We start from the raw sequence: 18,219 nt of genomic DNA, 5'->3' as shown, positions 1-18,219 counted from the left end.
TTATTCTTCCTCAACCCCTTTAATGGGCGGATTCCGCGTGGCTCATGTCCATGCCTTCCATACCTTCGTGTGCGCTGTGCTCACCTTCTGGCTGGGTCATGTCCATGCTCTTACCGTGAGCCATAAACTTATTAATCACATCGGCAAACAAGTCTGGTTTCACGTTGGAGAAATATTCCACCTGGTTGTATTCGCTAGGCGCGGCCAGTTTTTCGAACGCTGCCATGTCAGACATGCTGTTCGGCGACTGTTTCGCTTTTGCGACCCACTGGTCGAATTCGGCGCGATCCGGCGTTGCGATAGCTTTGAACTTCATGCCTGAGAAGCCCGGACCGCTGTAGCTGGCGGAGATACCGTCATAAGTACCGGGTTCGTTGGCGATCAGATGCAGGCGAGTCTGCATACCGGCCATGGCATAAATCTGGCTACCCAGACGCGGAATGAAGAAGGAGTTCATCACGGAGTTGGAGGTCACTTTGAAGTACACCGGAGTGTTCGCCGGGAAAGCGATTTCATTCACGGTAGCAATTCCCTGTTCCGGGTAGATGAAGAACCATTTCCAGTCCATGGAAACCACTTCGATGGTAATGGGCTTCTCGTCGTGTGCCAGCGGCTTGCTAGGCTCAAGTGCGTGAGTGGTTTTCCAGGTCAGTACCGCAAGGAAGATGATGATTAAGATAGGTACCGTCCAGACCACAGCTTCCACTTTATTGGAGTGTGACCAGTTCGGGCTGTACTTAGCATCTTTATTGCTCGCACGGTACTTCCAGGCGAAACCAACAGCCATCAAGATTGCGGGAATAACGACAATCAACATCAGGCCAAATGCCGTCAGTATCAGTGAACGTTGCTCCAGACCAATCTGTCCTTTGGGATCTAACAGCGCAGAATTACAACCACTGAGCAATACAGTGCCTGCAAATAATGACAACCATCCCAAACTTTTATTGTATTTCCTGAGTCTCATTTAACGACCTCAATTCCACGGGATCTGGTGGCGTTTAAAGTGTGTGGGCATTTTACGGGAAGGTTACATTACTGTAAACATGATTAAATTCCTGTTACTTGGATTTGGCTGTCAGGTCACATATGTTGCAAAACATATCAAGTTGGTTTTAAGAAGCTGTTGCAAAAGGGCGTTATAACGAAAGGGGCGCGCGGAAGGGGGGTAGCAGGGCAATTGGTATAACCAATCTCAAAATAAAACAATTATTTAACAAATAATTATCATTGAAGTGACAATTCAGGTGAGGGGAAATAAAGTGTCATTAGCTGAATCGTGTAAGAAAAATAGAATCTATAAATGGCGTCAATAATTTTAGAAATCTAAGCCGCACAAAAGAACAAATATTATTAAGCGATGCTGATGTTTATTTAGCCGTAATAATTACGCCGGGTGATTACTACAGCTAAATAATATTCACAGATTACGTCAGATGTGTTTTTCGTAGTGCCAGATAATCCAGCAAACCACCAAGCACGACTCCGCCCAGGGCGATTAAAACGCCGACTTCCAGCAGAGCAGGCAGGAAAGAGAAGTGGGTCAAATCCAGCGCGTCCATCGTCAATAGCAGTAACCACACGGCTAACAGACTGACGCCCGTTGCCAGCGTCGACATGGCAAAGGCATAACCTGCCGGATACCCGGTACGAGGGATAAAGTCGTTATTGACCCATGTGTACTCCAGCGTGCGGCGGCAAACCAGCAGCAAAATAAGTCCAGGTACGGCGGCAGCAACAGAGAACAGATAGAACGTCGGCCAGCCGTGAGCTTCAACAAACCAACCTGCTACTGGTCCTACATAAACCCGTCCTACAGCAGAAAGCGCCGAGAGCAGGGCGAACTGGGTAGCGGAAAATGACTTATTACACAGGGTCATTAATAGCGCCACAAATGCTGATGTTCCCATCCCGCCACACAGATTTTCGAAAAAGACAGCCGCGCCCATGCTGTAGAGATGCTTATCAGTCACGGAAAGTAGCCAGTAACCGGCGTTGGACGCACCTTGTAAAAGGCCGAAAATCATGAGCGCACGGAACAATGACAGGCGCTGCATTAAAATTCCGCCGAACAATGCGCCGACGATGGTCGCCAGTAGACCGAGCGTTTTGTTAACTACACCCACTTCGCCGGCATCAAATCCGACACCGCGAATCAAAAACGTGGTTGTCAGGCTCATGGCGAAAGCATCGCCCAGTTTGTACAGTACGATTAAAAGCAGAATCAGCCATGCGTTATTGCGGCCAAAGAAATCACGCAATGGTGCTACAACGGCCCGTTCCAGCGTTTTGGGTACAGGAATGGTGTCGGTTGGTTCTGGTGCAAGCAGTGTCGCGATAATACAGGGGATCAGCAGCGCCGCCATCAACCAGTACATGCCTTGCCAGCCCAGCCATTTATCCGCCAGCCATAAAGCCAGGCCGCCGGATACCAGCATCCCCAGGCGATACCCCAGCACGCTGATTGCCGCACCTGCGCCGCGTTCTTCCGCTGGAAGCACATCCGTTTTCCAGGCATCAAAGACGATATCCTGGGAGGCGGAGCAAAAAGCGATCACCACCGCCAGAGCTGCCATCCAGCGTAATTGGGTGCCAGGTTCGAGAAAACCCATCGCCGCAATGGACAGTAACAATAGAGTTTGTGTAGCGAGCAGCCAACCGCGCCGACGTCCGAGGAACGGTGGGGTGTAGCGGTCCATCAGCGGGGACCAGAGAAATTTAAATACATAAGCCTGGCCTACCAGAGAGAAGAAACCGATGGTTTTAAGATCGATATTCTCAACGGTCATCCACGCCTGTAACGTGCCGGATGTCAGGGCTAGCGGTAGCCCGGATGCAAAACCCAGGATCAGCAAAATGGCTGAACGCGGCTGTTGGAAAATACGTAAATATTGACTGGACATGGGCGTCTACAGGCCCGGTTTGCACCGGGCCAGAGGGCAGAAATTAACGCGCGTTCTGCTTGATGAATTCGTGAATGCTGGTGTCCTGAGACATGTCAGCAATGGTGTCGGTCAGCACACTGTTAACCGCATCGGCGATATTTTTGTTGGAAGCCTGAAAAGCGCCTTCAACGTTGTAGCTGGCACGATAGTTTTTGGTCATCTTGTTGCCATTCTGCGCGGTGGCGATGATGGCGATATCTGCTTTAGTGGCGATGTTGTAACGCACGTTACCCTGGGACACGTCAGCATACAGTTGGCTAACGATGATTTGCAGATTAACCGGACCATTTGGGCCGACCATGTAACCACGCGCGGTCATTTGTTTTTCCAGCACTTCTTGCAGCAGGAAACGCAAATCGCGAGAGGCGGTCAGGGTGACAATCTGATTATCGCGGGTCACTTTCGCCAGCGCCTGATCGGTACGTTGATCGGCACCATTAATGCTAACGGTGACGCCCATCAGGCTTGGATCCTGCTGCGGCAGCGTCATCGTTGGGGAAACGTCAATCGTCGTTGGTGGTGTTGCGCATCCTGCAAGCATAAACAGAGCAACTAATGGGAAGAGGATTTTTTGAACATGTTCTGGCTCTCAGAGACTGGTAAGCGTGTTTGGTAAAAATTCTCGCCATCATAACATTGCCAACGACGAGGGGAAGTGGGTAAGGCATGTAAATTCATCGTGTTGACGAAATAATCACCGTGAGTAAAAGAATCACTCGTGCGCAGCCTGTGAATTAATCTTTAAATCAGTAAACTTCATACGGTTGACTGAAAAACTGGGACGAAAGCTAAATATTTGTTGCTAAGCTGTAATGGTAACGGTAAAAGCGGCTAGTATTTAAAGGGATGGGTGACATCTCAGCGTTGTCGGAGGAGATATTTCATGATGATACGTGAGCGGATAGAAGAAAAATTAAGGGCGTCGTTCCAACCCGTATTCCTCGAAGTTGTGGATGAAAGCTATCGTCACAATGTCCCAGCCGGCTCTGAAAGCCATTTTAAAGTTGTGCTGGTCAGCGATCGTTTTACGGGTGAACGTTTTCTGAATCGTCATCGAATGATTTACAGTACTTTAGCGGAGGAACTCTCTACTACCGTTCATGCGCTGGCTCTGCATACTTACACTATTAAGGAATGGGAAGGGTTGCAGGATACCATTTTTGCCTCTCCTCCCTGTCGTGGAGCAGGAAGCATCGCGTAAAAACGCATTTGCAACCGCCAGCGCTTTTCCAGTATTTTGCTAAAGATTTTATGAAAAACGGCCTGCGGGCCGTTTTGTTTTGTCTGGATTTTGTGCTTTTTGCCCAGCATTCAGACGAAAATTCCCCGGGAATTGTGAAAAAATACGCGGTAGCGCGCAATAACCGTTCTCGACTCATAAAAGTGATGCCGCTATAATGCCGCGTCCTATTTGAATGCTTTCGGGATGATTCTGGTAACAGGGAATGTGATTGATTATAAGAACATCCCGGTACCGCGAAGCCAACAACCTGTGCTTGCGGGGTAAGAGTTGACCGAGCACTGTGATTTTTTGAGGTAACAAGATGCAAGTTTCAGTTGAAACCACTCAAGGCCTTGGCCGCCGTGTAACGATTACTATCGCTGCTGACAGCATCGAAACCGCTGTTAAAAGCGAGCTGGTCAACGTTGCGAAAAAAGTACGTATTGACGGCTTCCGTAAAGGCAAAGTGCCAATGAATATCGTTGCTCAGCGTTATGGCGCGTCTGTACGCCAGGACGTTCTGGGCGACCTGATGAGCCGTAACTTCATTGACGCCATCATTAAAGAAAAAATCAATCCGGCTGGCGCACCGACCTATGTTCCGGGCGAATACAAGCTGGGTGAAGACTTCACCTACTCTGTAGAGTTTGAAGTTTATCCGGAAGTTGAACTGCAGGGTCTGGAAGCGATCGAAGTTGAAAAACCGATCGTGGAAGTGACCGACGCTGACGTTGACGGCATGCTGGATACTCTGCGTAAACAGCAGGCTACCTGGAAAGAAAAAGACGGCGCTGTTGAAGCAGAAGACCGCGTAACCATCGACTTCACCGGTTCAGTTGACGGCGAAGAGTTCGAAGGCGGTAAAGCGTCTGATTTCGTACTGGCGATGGGTCAGGGTCGCATGATCCCGGGCTTTGAAGACGGTATCAAAGGCCACAAAGCTGGCGAAGAGTTCACCATCGACGTGACCTTCCCGGAAGAATACCACGCAGAAAACCTGAAGGGTAAAGCAGCGAAATTCGCTATCAACCTGAAGAAAGTTGAAGAGCGTGAACTGCCGGAACTGACTGCAGAATTCATCAAACGTTTCGGCGTTGAAGATGGTTCCGTAGAAGGTCTGCGCGCTGAAGTGCGTAAAAACATGGAGCGCGAGCTGAAGAGCGCCATCCGTAACCGCGTTAAGTCTCAGGCGATCGAAGGTCTGGTAAAAGCTAACGACATCGACGTACCGGCTGCGCTGATCGACAGCGAAATCGACGTTCTGCGTCGTCAGGCTGCACAGCGTTTCGGTGGCAACGAGAAACAAGCGCTGGAACTGCCGCGTGAACTGTTCGAAGAACAAGCTAAACGCCGCGTAGTTGTTGGCCTGCTGCTGGGCGAAGTTATCCGCACCAACGAGCTGAAAGCTGACGAAGAGCGCGTGAAAGGCTTGATCGAAGAGATGGCTTCTGCGTACGAAGATCCGAAAGAAGTTATCGAGTTCTATAGCAAAAACAAAGAACTGATGGACAACATGCGCAATGTTGCTCTGGAAGAACAGGCTGTAGAAGCTGTACTGGCGAAAGCGAAAGTGACTGAAAAAGAAACCACTTTCAACGAGCTGATGAACCAGCAGGCGTAATTTACGCAGCATAACGCGCTAAATTCGCACAAAGGCCCGTCACCGCCAGGTGGTGGGCTTTTTTTTGTCATGAATTTTGCATGGAACCGTGCGAAAACGCTCTTTCGGTGTTAGCGTAACAACAAAAGATTGTTATGCTTGAAATATGGTGATGCCGTACCCATAACACAGGGACTAGCTGATAATCCGTCCATAAGGTTACAATCGGTACAGCAGGTTTTTTCAATTTTATCCAGGAGACGGAAATGTCATACAGCGGCGAACGAGATAACTTTGCACCCCATATGGCGCTGGTGCCGATGGTCATTGAACAGACCTCACGCGGTGAGCGCTCTTTTGATATCTATTCTCGTCTACTTAAGGAACGCGTCATTTTTCTGACTGGCCAGGTTGAAGACCACATGGCTAACCTGATTGTGGCGCAGATGCTGTTCCTGGAAGCGGAAAACCCAGAAAAAGATATCTATCTGTACATTAACTCCCCAGGCGGAGTGATCACTGCCGGGATGTCTATCTATGACACCATGCAGTTTATCAAGCCTGATGTCAGCACCATCTGTATGGGCCAGGCGGCCTCGATGGGCGCCTTCCTGCTGACCGCAGGGGCAAAAGGTAAACGTTTCTGCCTGCCGAACTCGCGTGTGATGATTCACCAGCCGCTGGGCGGCTATCAGGGCCAGGCGACCGATATCGAAATTCATGCCCGTGAGATTCTGAAAGTTAAAGGGCGCATGAATGAACTTATGGCGCTCCATACGGGTCAATCATTAGAACAGATTGAACGAGATACCGAGCGCGATCGCTTCCTTTCCGCCCCTGAAGCGGTGGAATACGGTCTGGTCGATTCGATTCTGACCCATCGTAATTGATGCCAGAGGCGCAACTGTGCCGCTATACTTATCCAGGGCGGCACAACGCTATAAGCGACTTGCGCCTGAGAATGGCATTTGCGTCGTCGTGTGCGGCACAAAGAACAAAGAAGAGGTTTTGACCCATGACAGATAAACGCAAAGATGGCTCAGGCAAACTGTTGTACTGCTCTTTTTGCGGCAAAAGCCAGCATGAAGTGCGCAAGCTGATTGCCGGACCATCCGTGTATATCTGCGACGAATGTGTTGATTTATGTAACGACATCATTCGCGAAGAGATTAAAGAAGTTGCACCGCATCGTGAACGCAGTGCGCTACCGACGCCGCATGAAATTCGCAACCATCTGGACGATTACGTAATCGGTCAGGAACAGGCGAAAAAAGTGCTGGCGGTCGCGGTATACAACCACTACAAACGTCTGCGCAATGGCGATACCAGCAATGGCGTCGAGTTGGGCAAAAGTAACATTCTGCTGATCGGTCCGACCGGTTCCGGTAAAACGCTGCTGGCTGAAACGCTGGCACGCCTGCTGGATGTTCCGTTCACTATGGCCGATGCGACTACACTGACCGAAGCCGGTTATGTGGGCGAAGACGTTGAAAACATCATTCAGAAGCTGTTGCAGAAGTGCGACTACGACGTACAGAAAGCGCAGCGCGGTATTGTCTACATCGATGAAATTGACAAGATTTCACGTAAGTCTGACAACCCGTCTATTACCCGTGACGTTTCCGGTGAAGGCGTACAGCAGGCACTGTTGAAACTGATTGAAGGTACAGTTGCAGCTGTTCCACCGCAGGGCGGGCGTAAGCATCCGCAGCAGGAGTTCTTGCAGGTAGACACCTCTAAGATACTGTTTATCTGTGGTGGTGCGTTTGCTGGTCTGGATAAAGTGATTTCCCATCGTGTAGAAACCGGCTCCGGCATTGGTTTTGGCGCGACGGTAAAAGCGAAGTCCGACAAAGCAAGTGAAGGCGAACTGCTGGCGCAGGTAGAACCGGAAGATCTGATCAAATTTGGTCTGATCCCTGAGTTTATCGGTCGTCTGCCAGTTGTAGCAACGCTGAATGAACTGAGCGAAGAAGCCCTGATTCAGATCCTTAAAGAGCCGAAAAATGCCCTGACCAAGCAATATCAGGCGTTGTTTAATCTTGAGGGTGTTGATCTGGAGTTCCGTGACGAGGCGCTGGATGCTATCGCTAAGAAAGCGATGGCGCGTAAAACCGGTGCACGTGGTCTGCGCTCCATCGTAGAAGCCGCACTGCTCGATACCATGTACGATCTGCCGTCCATGGAAGATGTCGAAAAAGTGGTTATCGACGAATCGGTAATTGATGGCCAGAGCAAACCGCTGCTGATTTATGGTAAGCCGGAAGCGCAACAGGCATCTGGTGAATAATTAACCATTCGCATACAGTCAGTTAACCAAAAAGGGGGGATTTTATCTCCCCTTTCATTTTTCCTCTATTCTCGACGTTGAATGTGGGGGAAACATCCCCATATACTGACGTACATGTTAATAGATGGCGTGAAGCACAGTCGTGTCATCTGATTACCTGGCGGAAATTAAACTAAGAGAGAGCTCTATGAATCCTGAGCGTTCTGAACGCATTGAAATCCCCGTATTGCCGCTGCGCGATGTGGTGGTTTATCCGCACATGGTCATCCCCTTATTTGTCGGGCGGGAAAAATCTATCCGTTGTCTGGAAGCGGCGATGGACCATGATAAAAAAATTATGCTGGTCGCGCAGAAAGAAGCTTCAACGGATGAGCCGGGTGTAAACGATCTTTTCACCGTCGGGACCGTGGCCTCTATATTGCAGATGCTGAAGCTGCCTGACGGCACCGTCAAAGTGCTGGTCGAGGGGTTACAGCGCGCGCGTATTTCTGCGCTCTCTGACAATGGCGAACACTTTTCTGCGAAGGCGGAGTATCTGGAATCGCCGACCATTGAGGAGCGGGAACAGGAAGTGCTGGTGCGTACTGCAATCAGCCAGTTCGAAGGCTACATCAAGCTGAATAAGAAAATCCCACCAGAAGTGCTGACGTCGCTTAACAGCATCGACGACCCGGCGCGTCTGGCAGATACCATTGCCGCGCATATGCCGCTGAAACTGGCTGATAAACAGTCTGTTCTTGAGATGTCCGACGTTAACGAGCGTCTGGAATATCTGATGGCGATGATGGAATCGGAAATCGATCTGCTGCAGGTTGAGAAACGTATTCGTAACCGCGTGAAAAAGCAGATGGAGAAATCCCAGCGTGAGTACTATCTGAACGAGCAGATGAAAGCCATTCAGAAAGAACTCGGCGAAATGGACGACGCGCCGGATGAAAACGAAGCCCTGAAGCGCAAAATCGACGCGGCGAAAATGCCGAAAGAGGCAAAAGAAAAAGCGGAAGCAGAACTGCAGAAGCTGAAAATGATGTCTCCGATGTCGGCAGAAGCAACCGTGGTGCGTGGTTATATCGACTGGATGGTACAGGTGCCGTGGAATGCGCGTAGCAAGGTCAAAAAAGACCTGCGTCAGGCGCAAGAAATCCTCGATACCGATCATTATGGTCTGGAGCGCGTGAAAGATCGTATCCTTGAGTACCTCGCGGTTCAAAGCCGTGTAAACAAAATCAAGGGGCCGATCCTCTGCCTGGTAGGGCCGCCGGGGGTAGGTAAAACGTCCCTGGGTCAGTCCATAGCCAAAGCCACAGGACGTAAATATGTCCGTATGGCACTGGGCGGCGTGCGTGATGAAGCGGAAATCCGTGGTCACCGCCGTACTTACATCGGTTCTATGCCGGGTAAATTGATCCAGAAAATGGCGAAAGTGGGCGTGAAAAACCCGCTGTTCCTGCTCGATGAGATCGACAAAATGTCTTCTGACATGCGTGGCGATCCGGCTTCTGCACTGCTTGAAGTGTTGGATCCAGAGCAGAACGTGGCGTTCAGCGACCATTACCTGGAAGTGGATTACGACCTGAGTGACGTGATGTTTGTAGCGACGTCGAACTCCATGAACATTCCGGCACCGCTGCTGGATCGTATGGAAGTGATTCGTCTCTCCGGTTACACCGAAGATGAAAAACTGAATATCGCCAAACGTCACCTGCTGCCGAAGCAGATTGAACGTAATGCGCTGAAAAAAGGTGAGCTGACCGTCGACGATAGCGCCATTATCGGCATTATTCGTTACTACACCCGTGAGGCAGGCGTGCGTGGTCTGGAGCGTGAAATCTCCAAACTGTGCCGTAAAGCGGTTAAGCAGTTACTTCTCGATAAGTCATTAAAACATATCGAAATTAACGGCGATAACCTGCATGACTACCTCGGCGTACAACGTTTCGACTATGGTCGCGCGGATAACGAAAACCGCGTCGGTCAGGTAACGGGTCTGGCGTGGACAGAAGTCGGCGGCGACTTACTGACCATCGAAACTGCGTGTGTACCAGGCAAAGGTAAACTCACTTATACCGGTTCGCTGGGCGAAGTGATGCAAGAGTCCATTCAGGCAGCGTTAACGGTGGTTCGTGCGCGTGCGGAAAAACTGGGGATCAATCCAGATTTTTACGAAAAACGCGACATCCACGTGCACGTACCGGAAGGTGCGACGCCGAAAGATGGTCCGAGCGCTGGTATTGCCATGTGCACTGCGCTGGTTTCTTGCCTGACCGGTAACCCGGTTCGCGCCGATGTGGCGATGACGGGCGAGATAACCTTGCGTGGCCAAGTGTTACCAATCGGCGGTTTGAAAGAAAAACTGCTGGCGGCGCATCGTGGTGGAATTAAAACTGTGTTAATTCCGCACGAAAATAAACGCGATCTGGAAGAGATTCCAGACAATGTTATTGCCGATCTGGACATTCATCCGGTGAAACGTATTGAGGAAGTTCTGACTCTCGCGTTGCAAAATGAGCCGTCTGGCATGCAGGTTGTAACCGCAAAATAGTGACCTCGCGCAAAATGCACTAATAAAAAAAGGGCTGGCAGGTAAATTCGGACTTGCCAGCCTTTTTTTGTCTCGTTAAGTTAGAGGGCGGATTAGGCTTGCCCTTATTAAGGGGTGTTGTAAGGGGATGGCTGGCCTGATATAACTGCTGCGCGTTCGCACCTTGAAGGATTCAAGTGCGAGATAAATTATAAAGAGGAAGAGAAGAGTGAATAAATCTCAATTGATTGACAAGATTGCTGCAGGGGCTGATATCTCTAAAGCTGCGGCTGGCCGTGCGTTAGATGCTATTATTGCTTCCGTAACTGAATCCCTGAAAGAAGGGGATGATGTAGCACTGGTAGGTTTTGGTACTTTTGCCGTTAAAGAGCGTGCTGCCCGTACTGGTCGCAACCCGCAGACCGGTAAAGAGATCACCATCGCTGCAGCTAAAGTACCGAGCTTCCGTGCAGGTAAAGCACTGAAAGACGCGGTAAACTAAGTGTTGTCCCCATTGGGGATGTGACGAAGTTCAAGGGCGCATCTACTGATGTGCCTTTTTTATTTGTATTCCGTGACTTTCTGCGCATTGTGGGCTGACAATTGCCCCCGTTTCTTGTCACAATAGGCCTTTGCGCGCAGCGATAAGTTGCGTGAGGTATACAGTCATCTACAGCGGAGTGTTGTTACACCATGATGGACAGCTTACGCACGGCTGCAAACAGTCTCGTGCTCAAGATTATTTTCGGTATCATTATCGTGTCGTTCATATTGACCGGCGTGAGTGGTTACCTGATTGGCGGAGGCAATAACTACGCCGCAAAAGTGAATGACCAGGAAATCAGCCGTGGGCAGTTCGAGAACGCCTTCAACAGCGAGCGTAATCGCATGCAGCAACAGCTGGGCGATCAATACTCCGAGTTGGCGGCGAACGAAGGCTATATGAAAACCCTGCGTCAACAGGTGCTGAATCGTCTTATCGACGAGGCTCTACTGGATCAGTACGCTCGCGAACTGAAACTGGGTATCAGCGATGAGCAGGTCAAGCAGGCGATTTTCGCGACCCCGGCTTTCCAGGTGGACGGCAAGTTCGATAACAGCCGCTACAACGATATCCTCAACCGAATGGGAATGAGTGCCGATCAGTACGCGCAGGCGCTGCGTAACCAGCTCACCACCCAACAGCTGATTAATGGCGTTGCCGGCACCGACTTTATGCTGAAAGGTGAAACTGACGAACTGGCCGCGCTGGTCGCTCAACAACGTGTAGTGCGTGAAGCGACTATCGACGTTAATGCGCTGGCGGCTAAGCAAGCTGTGACCGAAGCAGAAATCGCCAGCTACTACGAGCAAAACAAAAACAATTTCATGACTCCGGAACAGTTCCGCGTGAGCTACATCAAGCTGGATGCTGCCACGATGCAGCAATCGGTTAGCGATGCGGATATCCAGAGCTACTACGATCAGCATCAGGATCAATTCACCCAGCCGCAGCGCACGCGCTACAGCATCATCCAGACCAAAACTGAAGATGAAGCGAAAGCCGTACTTGATGCGCTGAACAAAGGCGGTGATTTTGCCGCGTTAGCAAAAGAAAAATCTGCTGATATTATCTCTGCCCGTAACGGCGGTGATATGGGTTGGTTAGAAGACGCCACCACTCCGGACGAGCTGAAAAATGCCGGTCTGAAAGAAAAAGGTCAGCTTTCTGGCGTGATCAAATCCTCGGTAGGTTTCTTGATCGTTCGTCTGGATGACATTCAGCCAGCAAAAGTGAAGTCGTTAGACGAAGTGCGTGACGAAATCGCAGCGAAAGTGAAACACGAAAAAGCGCTGGATGCATACTACGCGCTGCAACAGAAAATAAGCGATGCAGCAAGCAACGACACTGAATCTCTGGCAGGTGCAGAGCAGGCAGCGGGCGTTAAAGCTACTCAGACTGGCTGGTTCAGCAAAGATAAGCTGCCGGAAGAGTTAAACTTCAAACCGGTTGCGGACGCTATCTTTAACGGCGGTCTGGTTGGTGAAAACGGCGCACCGGGCATCAACTCTGACATCATCACCGTAGACGGCGATCGTGCATTCGTTCTGCGTATCAGTGAGCATAAACCGGAAGCGGTTAAACCGCTGGCAGATGTTCAGGAACAGGTTAAAGCAATGGTTCAGCACAACAAAGCTGAACAGCAAGCGAAAATCGATGCTGAAAAACTGCTGGTTGATCTGAAAGCGGGCAAAGGTGCGGAAGCTATGCAGGCTGCCGGTGTGAAATTTGGTGAGCCGAAAACCTTAAGCCGTTCTGGTCGTGACCCGATTAGCCTGGCGGCATTTGCACTGCCTCTGCCAGCGAAAGACAAACCGAGCTACGGTATGGCGACCGATATGCAGGGCAATGTCGTTCTGCTGGCGCTGGACGAAGTGAAACAAGGTTCAATGCCGGAAGAGCAGAAAAAAGCGATGGTGCAGGGCATTACCCAAAACAACGCACAAATCGTCTTTGAAGCTCTGATGAGTAACCTGCGCAAAGAGGCGAAAATCAAAATTGGCGATGCGCTGGAACAGCAATAATCCTGAAGCCGCCTCGCAAAAAAATGCTTTGCAGCTGTAACAAGAAAAGGTCGCTTTCGCGGCCTTTTCCATTTCTGAACATTGCCATTTGTTTACTGTTTTCACTGCCGTTAAGGTGATTCCACTGTTAACAAACAAGGAGAAAACAGTATGAAACACGGAATCAAAGCACTGCTCATTACCCTGTCCCTGGCCTGTGCCGGAATGTCTCACTGTGCGCTGGCGGCAGCTCCTGCAGCGAAACCGGCGGCGGTCGAAACCAAAGCGGAAGCCCCTGCGGCACAAAGCAAAGCGGCAGTACCGGCGAAAGCCAGTGATGAAGAAGGCACCAGAGTCAGCATTAATAATGCCAGCGCGGAAGAGCTAGCCCGCGCGATGAATGGCGTTGGCCTGAAGAAAGCGCAGGCGATTGTCAGTTATCGCGAAGAGTATGGCCCGTTTAAAACGGTGGAGGATCTGAAGCAGGTGCCGGGGATGGGTAATTCGCTGGTGGAGCGTAATCTGGCGATATTAACCCTGTAATTAATTTGCATAGTGGCAATTTTTTGCCAGACTGAAGAGGTCATACCAGTTATGGCCTCTGTACTTATAACAACAACGTAAGGTTATTGCGCTATGCAAACACAAATCAAAGTTCGTGGATATCATCTCGACGTCTACCAGCACGTAAACAACGCCCGCTACCTTGAGTTTCTCGAAGAAGCCCGCTGGGATGGACTGGAAAACAGCGACAGTTTTCAATGGATGACCGCCCATAACATCGCTTTCGTGGTGGTGAATATCAATATCAACTATCGCCGCCCGGCGGTATTAAGCGACCTGTTAACCATTACGAGCCAGTTACAGCAATTAAACGGTAAAAGCGGCATCTTAAGCCAGGTTATTACTCTGGAGCCGGAAGGGCAGGTGGTCGCGGATGCGCTTATCACGTTTGTTTGTATCGATCTTAAAACGCAGAAGGCTTTAGCTCTGGAAGGGGAGCTGCGCGAAAAGCTGGAGCAGATGGTTAAGTAAACGTTTTGTTGTGCCGGATGCGGCTTGAGCATCCGGCAACACCCGGAATAATTACTTCAACCCGGTCTTCTGCTTCATCGCCGTCATCACAACTGGTTTATCGGCCAGATAATGATTCAACCCATTACTACGCAGATTACATGCAGCACAATGACCGCAACCATCGCCTTTGATGCCGTTATAGCAGGTCAGTGTTTCGTTACGCACTAAATCCAGCTTGCCGTAATAATCCGCCAGCGCCCAGGTTTCCGCTTTATCAATCCACATCAGCGGCGTTTCAAAACGAATCTCTTTCGCCATGCCCAAACTGACGGCATGGTTTAGTGCTTTCACAAATTCATCGCGGCAATCCGGGTAGCCGGAGAAATCTGTTTCGCAGACGCCGGTGATCACCGCTTCGGCTTTCACCTGATATGCGTAAATCGCCGCGAGCGTCAGGAACAAAATATTACGCCCTGGAACAAACGTATTCGGGATGCCATCGGCTTCAGGTTCATAATCTGGCACTGGAATGCTGTCACGCGTTAGACTGCTGACTGCCAGCTCGTTAAGCAGGGTGACATCCAGCACCTTATGCGCGCGTGCGCCCAGTTTCAGCGCCAGATCGCGCGCAACGTCGATCTCTGCGCGATGGCGCTGACCGTAATCAAACGTCACGCAATGGACTTCATCATATTGTTGCAATGCCTGCACCAGACAGGTTGTAGAGTCCTGGCCCCCACTGAATACAACGACAGCACGTTTCATAAATCATCCTGCTAAATCGATAAAACGTTATGGTAACGCCTGCGGTTAACCCGGGCCAGCTCTTCATTGCGACGGAGCGGGTAGCCAGGCCTCGGTAAATTCAAACCAGCCGCGCGGTGTCAGTCGCACACCGTTCACGCCTGGCGGCGCACTAATGCGATAGTGATAGTTGAATAGCGGCGTCAGCGTCGCATCTGCCATTAACTGGCTAAACACTGTTTTCAGGGCATTAAATCGGCTTTCTTCGTCAGGCATTATTTGCACGGCATCCAGTGTCGATTGTAGATGTGCGTATGTACTGGCAGTAAAAACATGTGGCCACAGCGGATCGCAGCGCAGCCACTGTTCAAGGGTATATTCCGGCGCTTCGCCAATTAATCTGTCGCCCATCATGAGGTCTGCTTGCGCCAGTGGCGTGGCTCCATCCCAGTTTTTCGCGTTATGAAAAATAATCTTTAGCTCGCAACCTTCTGCTGCCAGCGTCGTTCGTAACTGTTCTGCCATCACATGAAGTTCCACCGGCAGGTGATAAACCAGCGTCAGCGTTTCAGGTAGTTTGACTTCCTCCGGTACCTTCCATTGTGGAATAGTCCAGCCTGGCAGCAATGCATGACTGGCGGTGATCAGATTTTCTCCGACTTCTAACGTTTGTAGTAAACCGGATTGATGAATAATGGTGATCACTTTTCGTGCCTGCCAGAGAGTCAGTCGGGGGCTTTTGCGCAACGTTAAATAGCAAAAACCTAAACTGATGCCGCTACTGACCTGACTGACCCGTGGCAATTCCTCTGGTTTGCCGATGGTGATTTGGACGGGATGCCGACAACTCGTACCCAAATCTTTTTCAAAAAGCGGCGGGGTTATCCAGTACTCAACCGCTTTTAGTAGCGGATGACGTAAATGGTAATAATCATGGCTTTCGAGGCGCACCAGCTCCGGTGTGAATTGTGTTAAGCGGAAAGGTCCGGTTCCTACCAGTGGTAATTGCGGATGCGCCAGATGGCAGCAATAGCTCGCCAGTCGGTGTGCCAGCCAGTAATCGGGACGATTTAAAAAGAAGGTCAGACACTGCGTGTGGGTGACTTCAATACGCTGCACGCTAATAAATAACTGCCTCAGGGCAGGCAACTGTAGCAGCATCAGCAAGCGTTGATGTAGCTGTGTTGCTTTTACTGCATCACCGTTATGCCAGTGTAGGGTTGAGCGAAGATAAAAATCCCAGCGTAACCCGTCAGCAGATGTTTCCCAGTGATGCGCTAAATCGCCAATTGGGCGTTGGGAGTTATTGTCGAAACGGCTCAGGCCGGAAAAAATTTGCCCGGCGAGATGCTGTTCGGCTCGTCCGGCTAAAAAACCCGGTTGCAGTGGTTCGAGCGGGCGATAATAAGGAATACGCAATGTCGGAGTATCGTTTTGCCATTGCCCGCCCATAAACGGTTGTAACATGGTACGCAGTTCGCCAGGCGCTAGCTGCGCGAGTTCCAGTACATCCTGTTGTTTTCCACTTTCCAGCGCCTGTTCCATCATCGTATTGCGCAAGGATTCCGGCGTCACCAGAAAGCGCAGTTGCCCGCGTTTTCCGCGCCCGGATTGCGCCTGCCACTCCAGCCATCCCGCATCCTGCGCCTGACGTAACAATGTGCGTACATGGCGTTCGCTGCAAAAGCAACGTTCTGCCAGCTCGCTGACGGTAACGGATTGTGGTGCTCCGGCGGAAGGCTGCCACAAACGTTGATACTGGTTAAGACGATTAAGCAGTCGCATATAAACCCGGAACAATATTTTTTATCTATTCACTATTACTTCCGTATATATCAAGTGATACTCAATCACCATTAACCGTGTCACAGAGTGGAGAAAGAAATGGCTCGTTTGGCAGCATTTGATATGGACGGCACTTTATTGATGCCTGACCATCATTTAGGTGAGAAAACTCTCTCTACTCTGGCGCGCCTGCGTGAACGCGATATTACCCTTACATTTGCTACGGGGCGTCATGCGTTGGAGATGCAGCATATTCTCGGGGCGCTATCGCTGGATGCGTATTTAATTACCGGCAACGGCACGCGTGTGCACTCTCTGGAAGGCGAACTTTTACATCGTGATGATTTACCTGCGGGTGTGGCGGAGCTGGTGCTGTATCAGCAATGGGATACCCGAGCCAGCATGCATATCTTCAATGACGATGGTTGGTTTACCGGGAAAGAGATCCCTGCGCTGTTGCAGGCATTTGTCTATAGCGGTTTTCGTTATCAGATAATCGATGTCAAAAAAATGCCACTCGGCAGTGTCACCAAGATCTGTTTCTGTGGCGATCACGACGATCTTGCACGCTTGCAGATCCAACTACACGAAGCTTTAGGTGAGCATGCACATTTGTGTTTTTCCGCGACTGATTGCCTGGAAGTGCTGCCGGTGGGCTGCAATAAAGGCGCTGCGTTGACTATGCTGACCCAACATTTAGGTTTTTCGCTGCGTGACTGTATGGCCTTCGGTGACGCGATGAATGATTGCGAAATGTTAGGCAGCGTCGGTATGGGCTTCATTATGGGTAATGCGATGCCGCAATTGCGCGCGGAACTCCCTCATTTACCGGTGATTGGACACTGCCGTAATCAGGCTGTCTCTCACTTTTTGACGCACTGGCTGGATAATCCACATCTACCTTATTCCCCCGAATAACGAGATCCCTTCCAGCACCGGGCAACTGCCCGGTTTTTTTTGCCCCGAATTTGTCATTTTGTGCATTCTCTGTGAAATCGCACGGAATAAATTGTCGCTATTTGGCCTTTAAAATAGAATCAAAAGAGAAAATAATTCTCTGTGGATTGGCTATGTTAGATAAAATTGACCGTAAGCTGCTGGCCTTATTACAGCAGGATTGCACCCTTTCTTTGCAGGCACTGGCAGAAGCCGTTAATCTGACAACCACGCCTTGCTGGAAGCGTCTGAAACGGTTGGAAGATGACGGTATTCTTATCGGCAAAGTCGCGTTGCTGGATCCGGAAAAAATTGGCCTGGGTCTGACTGCTTTTGTGCTGATTAAAACGCAACATCACAGCAGTGAATGGTATTGTCGCTTTGTTACGGTCGTCACGGAAATGCCGGAAGTTCTCGGTTTTTGGCGCATGGCCGGTGAATACGATTATCTGATGCGGGTCCAGGTTGCTGATATGAAGCGCTACGATGAGTTTTATAAGCGTCTGGTTAACAGTGTGCCAGGGCTTTCGGACGTCACTTCCAGCTTCGCGATGGAACAGATTAAGTACACTACCTCGTTACCTATCGAATAATTATCCAGGATCAGGTCAGGAC

The 18,219-nt window shown here is 50.3% G+C and carries 16 protein-coding genes; 11 read left to right on the top strand and 5 right to left on the bottom strand.

Annotation, left to right across the window (positions count from 1 at the left end; all coding sequences use genetic code 11):
* Window positions 1-19 precede the first annotated feature (19 nt).
* The 3 genes from cyoA to FFT88_RS20360 all read right to left on the bottom strand — a co-directional run bounded on the left by cyoA (window position 20) and on the right by FFT88_RS20360 (window position 3,513).
* Window positions 20-967: a cytochrome o ubiquinol oxidase subunit II gene (gene cyoA / locus FFT88_RS20370; RefSeq protein WP_001239440.1), complete on the bottom strand. Its 948-nt coding sequence runs from the start codon at window positions 965-967 to the stop codon at window positions 20-22.
* 460 nt (window positions 968-1,427) lie between these two features.
* Window positions 1,428-2,903: a muropeptide MFS transporter AmpG gene (gene ampG / locus FFT88_RS20365; protein ID WP_135403883.1), complete on the bottom strand. Its 1,476-nt coding sequence runs from the start codon at window positions 2,901-2,903 to the stop codon at window positions 1,428-1,430.
* 43 nt (window positions 2,904-2,946) lie between these two features.
* Window positions 2,947-3,513: a lipoprotein gene (locus FFT88_RS20360; RefSeq protein ID WP_240726487.1), complete on the bottom strand. Its 567-nt coding sequence runs from the start codon at window positions 3,511-3,513 to the stop codon at window positions 2,947-2,949.
* Window positions 3,514-3,828: 315 nt separating this feature from the next.
* Here FFT88_RS20360 and bolA point away from each other — a divergent pair, with 315 nt between their 5' ends.
* The 9 genes from bolA (at window position 3,829) to fadM (ending at window position 14,157) form a co-directional block, all read left to right on the top strand.
* Window positions 3,829-4,146: a transcriptional regulator BolA gene (gene bolA, locus FFT88_RS20355; protein ID WP_130215453.1), complete on the top strand. Its 318-nt coding sequence runs from the start codon at window positions 3,829-3,831 to the stop codon at window positions 4,144-4,146.
* Window positions 4,147-4,489: 343 nt separating this feature from the next.
* Window positions 4,490-5,788 carry a trigger factor gene (gene tig / locus FFT88_RS20350; protein ID WP_001198386.1) on the top strand — a complete coding sequence of 433 codons (1,299 nt, stop codon included), beginning with the start codon at window positions 4,490-4,492 and terminating at the stop codon, window positions 5,786-5,788.
* Between the two features lie 245 nt (window positions 5,789-6,033).
* Complete coding sequence (gene clpP, locus FFT88_RS20345; protein ID WP_000122253.1) at window positions 6,034-6,657, top strand: ATP-dependent Clp endopeptidase proteolytic subunit ClpP; 624 nt, start codon at window positions 6,034-6,036, stop codon at window positions 6,655-6,657.
* Window positions 6,658-6,782: 125 nt separating this feature from the next.
* Complete coding sequence (gene clpX, locus FFT88_RS20340) at window positions 6,783-8,057, top strand: ATP-dependent protease ATP-binding subunit ClpX (protein ID WP_000130305.1); 1,275 nt, start codon at window positions 6,783-6,785, stop codon at window positions 8,055-8,057.
* Between the two features lie 187 nt (window positions 8,058-8,244).
* Entirely contained in the window at window positions 8,245-10,599 is a 2,355-nt protein-coding gene (gene lon, locus FFT88_RS20335) for an endopeptidase La (protein WP_130215455.1), read from the top strand.
* Between the two features lie 190 nt (window positions 10,600-10,789).
* Window positions 10,790-11,080 carry a nucleoid-associated protein HU-beta gene (gene hupB / locus FFT88_RS20330; protein WP_254892905.1) on the top strand — a complete coding sequence of 97 codons (291 nt, stop codon included), beginning with the start codon at window positions 10,790-10,792 and terminating at the stop codon, window positions 11,078-11,080.
* A 191-nt stretch (window positions 11,081-11,271) separates the two neighbouring features.
* Window positions 11,272-13,143, top strand: coding sequence for a peptidylprolyl isomerase (ppiD, locus tag FFT88_RS20325; RefSeq protein WP_135403881.1), 1,872 nt, complete (start codon window positions 11,272-11,274; stop codon window positions 13,141-13,143).
* Between the two features lie 150 nt (window positions 13,144-13,293).
* On the top strand, window positions 13,294-13,665 hold the full coding sequence (locus FFT88_RS20320) for a helix-hairpin-helix domain-containing protein (RefSeq protein WP_130223219.1): 372 nt from the start codon (window positions 13,294-13,296) through the stop codon (window positions 13,663-13,665).
* A gap of 93 nt (window positions 13,666-13,758) precedes the next feature.
* Window positions 13,759-14,157: a long-chain acyl-CoA thioesterase FadM gene (gene fadM / locus FFT88_RS20315; protein WP_001194534.1), complete on the top strand. Its 399-nt coding sequence runs from the start codon at window positions 13,759-13,761 to the stop codon at window positions 14,155-14,157.
* Window positions 14,158-14,208: 51 nt separating this feature from the next.
* On the opposite strand, the gene queC is transcribed toward fadM, so the two are convergent.
* The gene (gene queC, locus FFT88_RS20310) at window positions 14,209-14,904 is read right to left on the bottom strand and encodes a 7-cyano-7-deazaguanine synthase QueC (protein ID WP_135403880.1); all 696 of its coding nucleotides are present in this window, start codon (window positions 14,902-14,904) and stop codon (window positions 14,209-14,211) included.
* A 63-nt stretch (window positions 14,905-14,967) separates the two neighbouring features.
* Window positions 14,968-16,668, bottom strand: coding sequence for an SgrR family transcriptional regulator (locus tag FFT88_RS20305; protein ID WP_135403879.1), 1,701 nt, complete (start codon window positions 16,666-16,668; stop codon window positions 14,968-14,970).
* 99 nt (window positions 16,669-16,767) lie between these two features.
* On the opposite strand from FFT88_RS20305, the gene cof reads away from it, so the two are divergent.
* Both cof and decR read left to right on the top strand, forming a co-directional pair.
* Entirely contained in the window at window positions 16,768-17,586 is an 819-nt protein-coding gene (cof, locus tag FFT88_RS20300; protein ID WP_135403878.1) for an HMP-PP phosphatase, read from the top strand.
* Between the two features lie 152 nt (window positions 17,587-17,738).
* Window positions 17,739-18,197 (top strand): DNA-binding transcriptional regulator DecR, encoded by a 459-nt coding sequence (gene decR, locus FFT88_RS20295; protein WP_000884589.1) that lies wholly within the window; start codon window positions 17,739-17,741, stop codon window positions 18,195-18,197.
* Window positions 18,198-18,219 lie beyond the last annotated feature (22 nt).

Source organism: Escherichia sp. E4930, from assembly GCF_005845405.1.
Taxonomy (GTDB): domain Bacteria; phylum Pseudomonadota; class Gammaproteobacteria; order Enterobacterales; family Enterobacteriaceae; genus Escherichia.
This window is presented reverse-complemented; position numbering and strand designations above follow the sequence as displayed.

Coding starts and splice junctions, on each gene's coding strand:
- fadM (WP_001194534.1), top strand. CDS start 13,759: ATGCAAACACAAATCAAAGTTCGTGGATATCATCTCGACGTCTACCAG.
- cof (WP_135403878.1), top strand. CDS start 16,768: ATGGCTCGTTTGGCAGCATTTGATATGGACGGCACTTTATTGATGCCT.
- tig (WP_001198386.1), top strand. CDS start 4,490: ATGCAAGTTTCAGTTGAAACCACTCAAGGCCTTGGCCGCCGTGTAACG.
- clpP (WP_000122253.1), top strand. CDS start 6,034: ATGTCATACAGCGGCGAACGAGATAACTTTGCACCCCATATGGCGCTG.
- ppiD (WP_135403881.1), top strand. CDS start 11,272: ATGATGGACAGCTTACGCACGGCTGCAAACAGTCTCGTGCTCAAGATT.
- lon (WP_130215455.1), top strand. CDS start 8,245: ATGAATCCTGAGCGTTCTGAACGCATTGAAATCCCCGTATTGCCGCTG.
- clpX (WP_000130305.1), top strand. CDS start 6,783: ATGACAGATAAACGCAAAGATGGCTCAGGCAAACTGTTGTACTGCTCT.
- decR (WP_000884589.1), top strand. CDS start 17,739: ATGTTAGATAAAATTGACCGTAAGCTGCTGGCCTTATTACAGCAGGAT.
- ampG (WP_135403883.1), bottom strand. CDS start 2,903: ATGTCCAGTCAATATTTACGTATTTTCCAACAGCCGCGTTCAGCCATT.
- bolA (WP_130215453.1), top strand. CDS start 3,829: ATGATGATACGTGAGCGGATAGAAGAAAAATTAAGGGCGTCGTTCCAA.
- FFT88_RS20320 (WP_130223219.1), top strand. CDS start 13,294: ATGAAACACGGAATCAAAGCACTGCTCATTACCCTGTCCCTGGCCTGT.
- FFT88_RS20305 (WP_135403879.1), bottom strand. CDS start 16,668: ATGCGACTGCTTAATCGTCTTAACCAGTATCAACGTTTGTGGCAGCCT.
- queC (WP_135403880.1), bottom strand. CDS start 14,904: ATGAAACGTGCTGTCGTTGTATTCAGTGGGGGCCAGGACTCTACAACC.
- cyoA (WP_001239440.1), bottom strand. CDS start 967: ATGAGACTCAGGAAATACAATAAAAGTTTGGGATGGTTGTCATTATTT.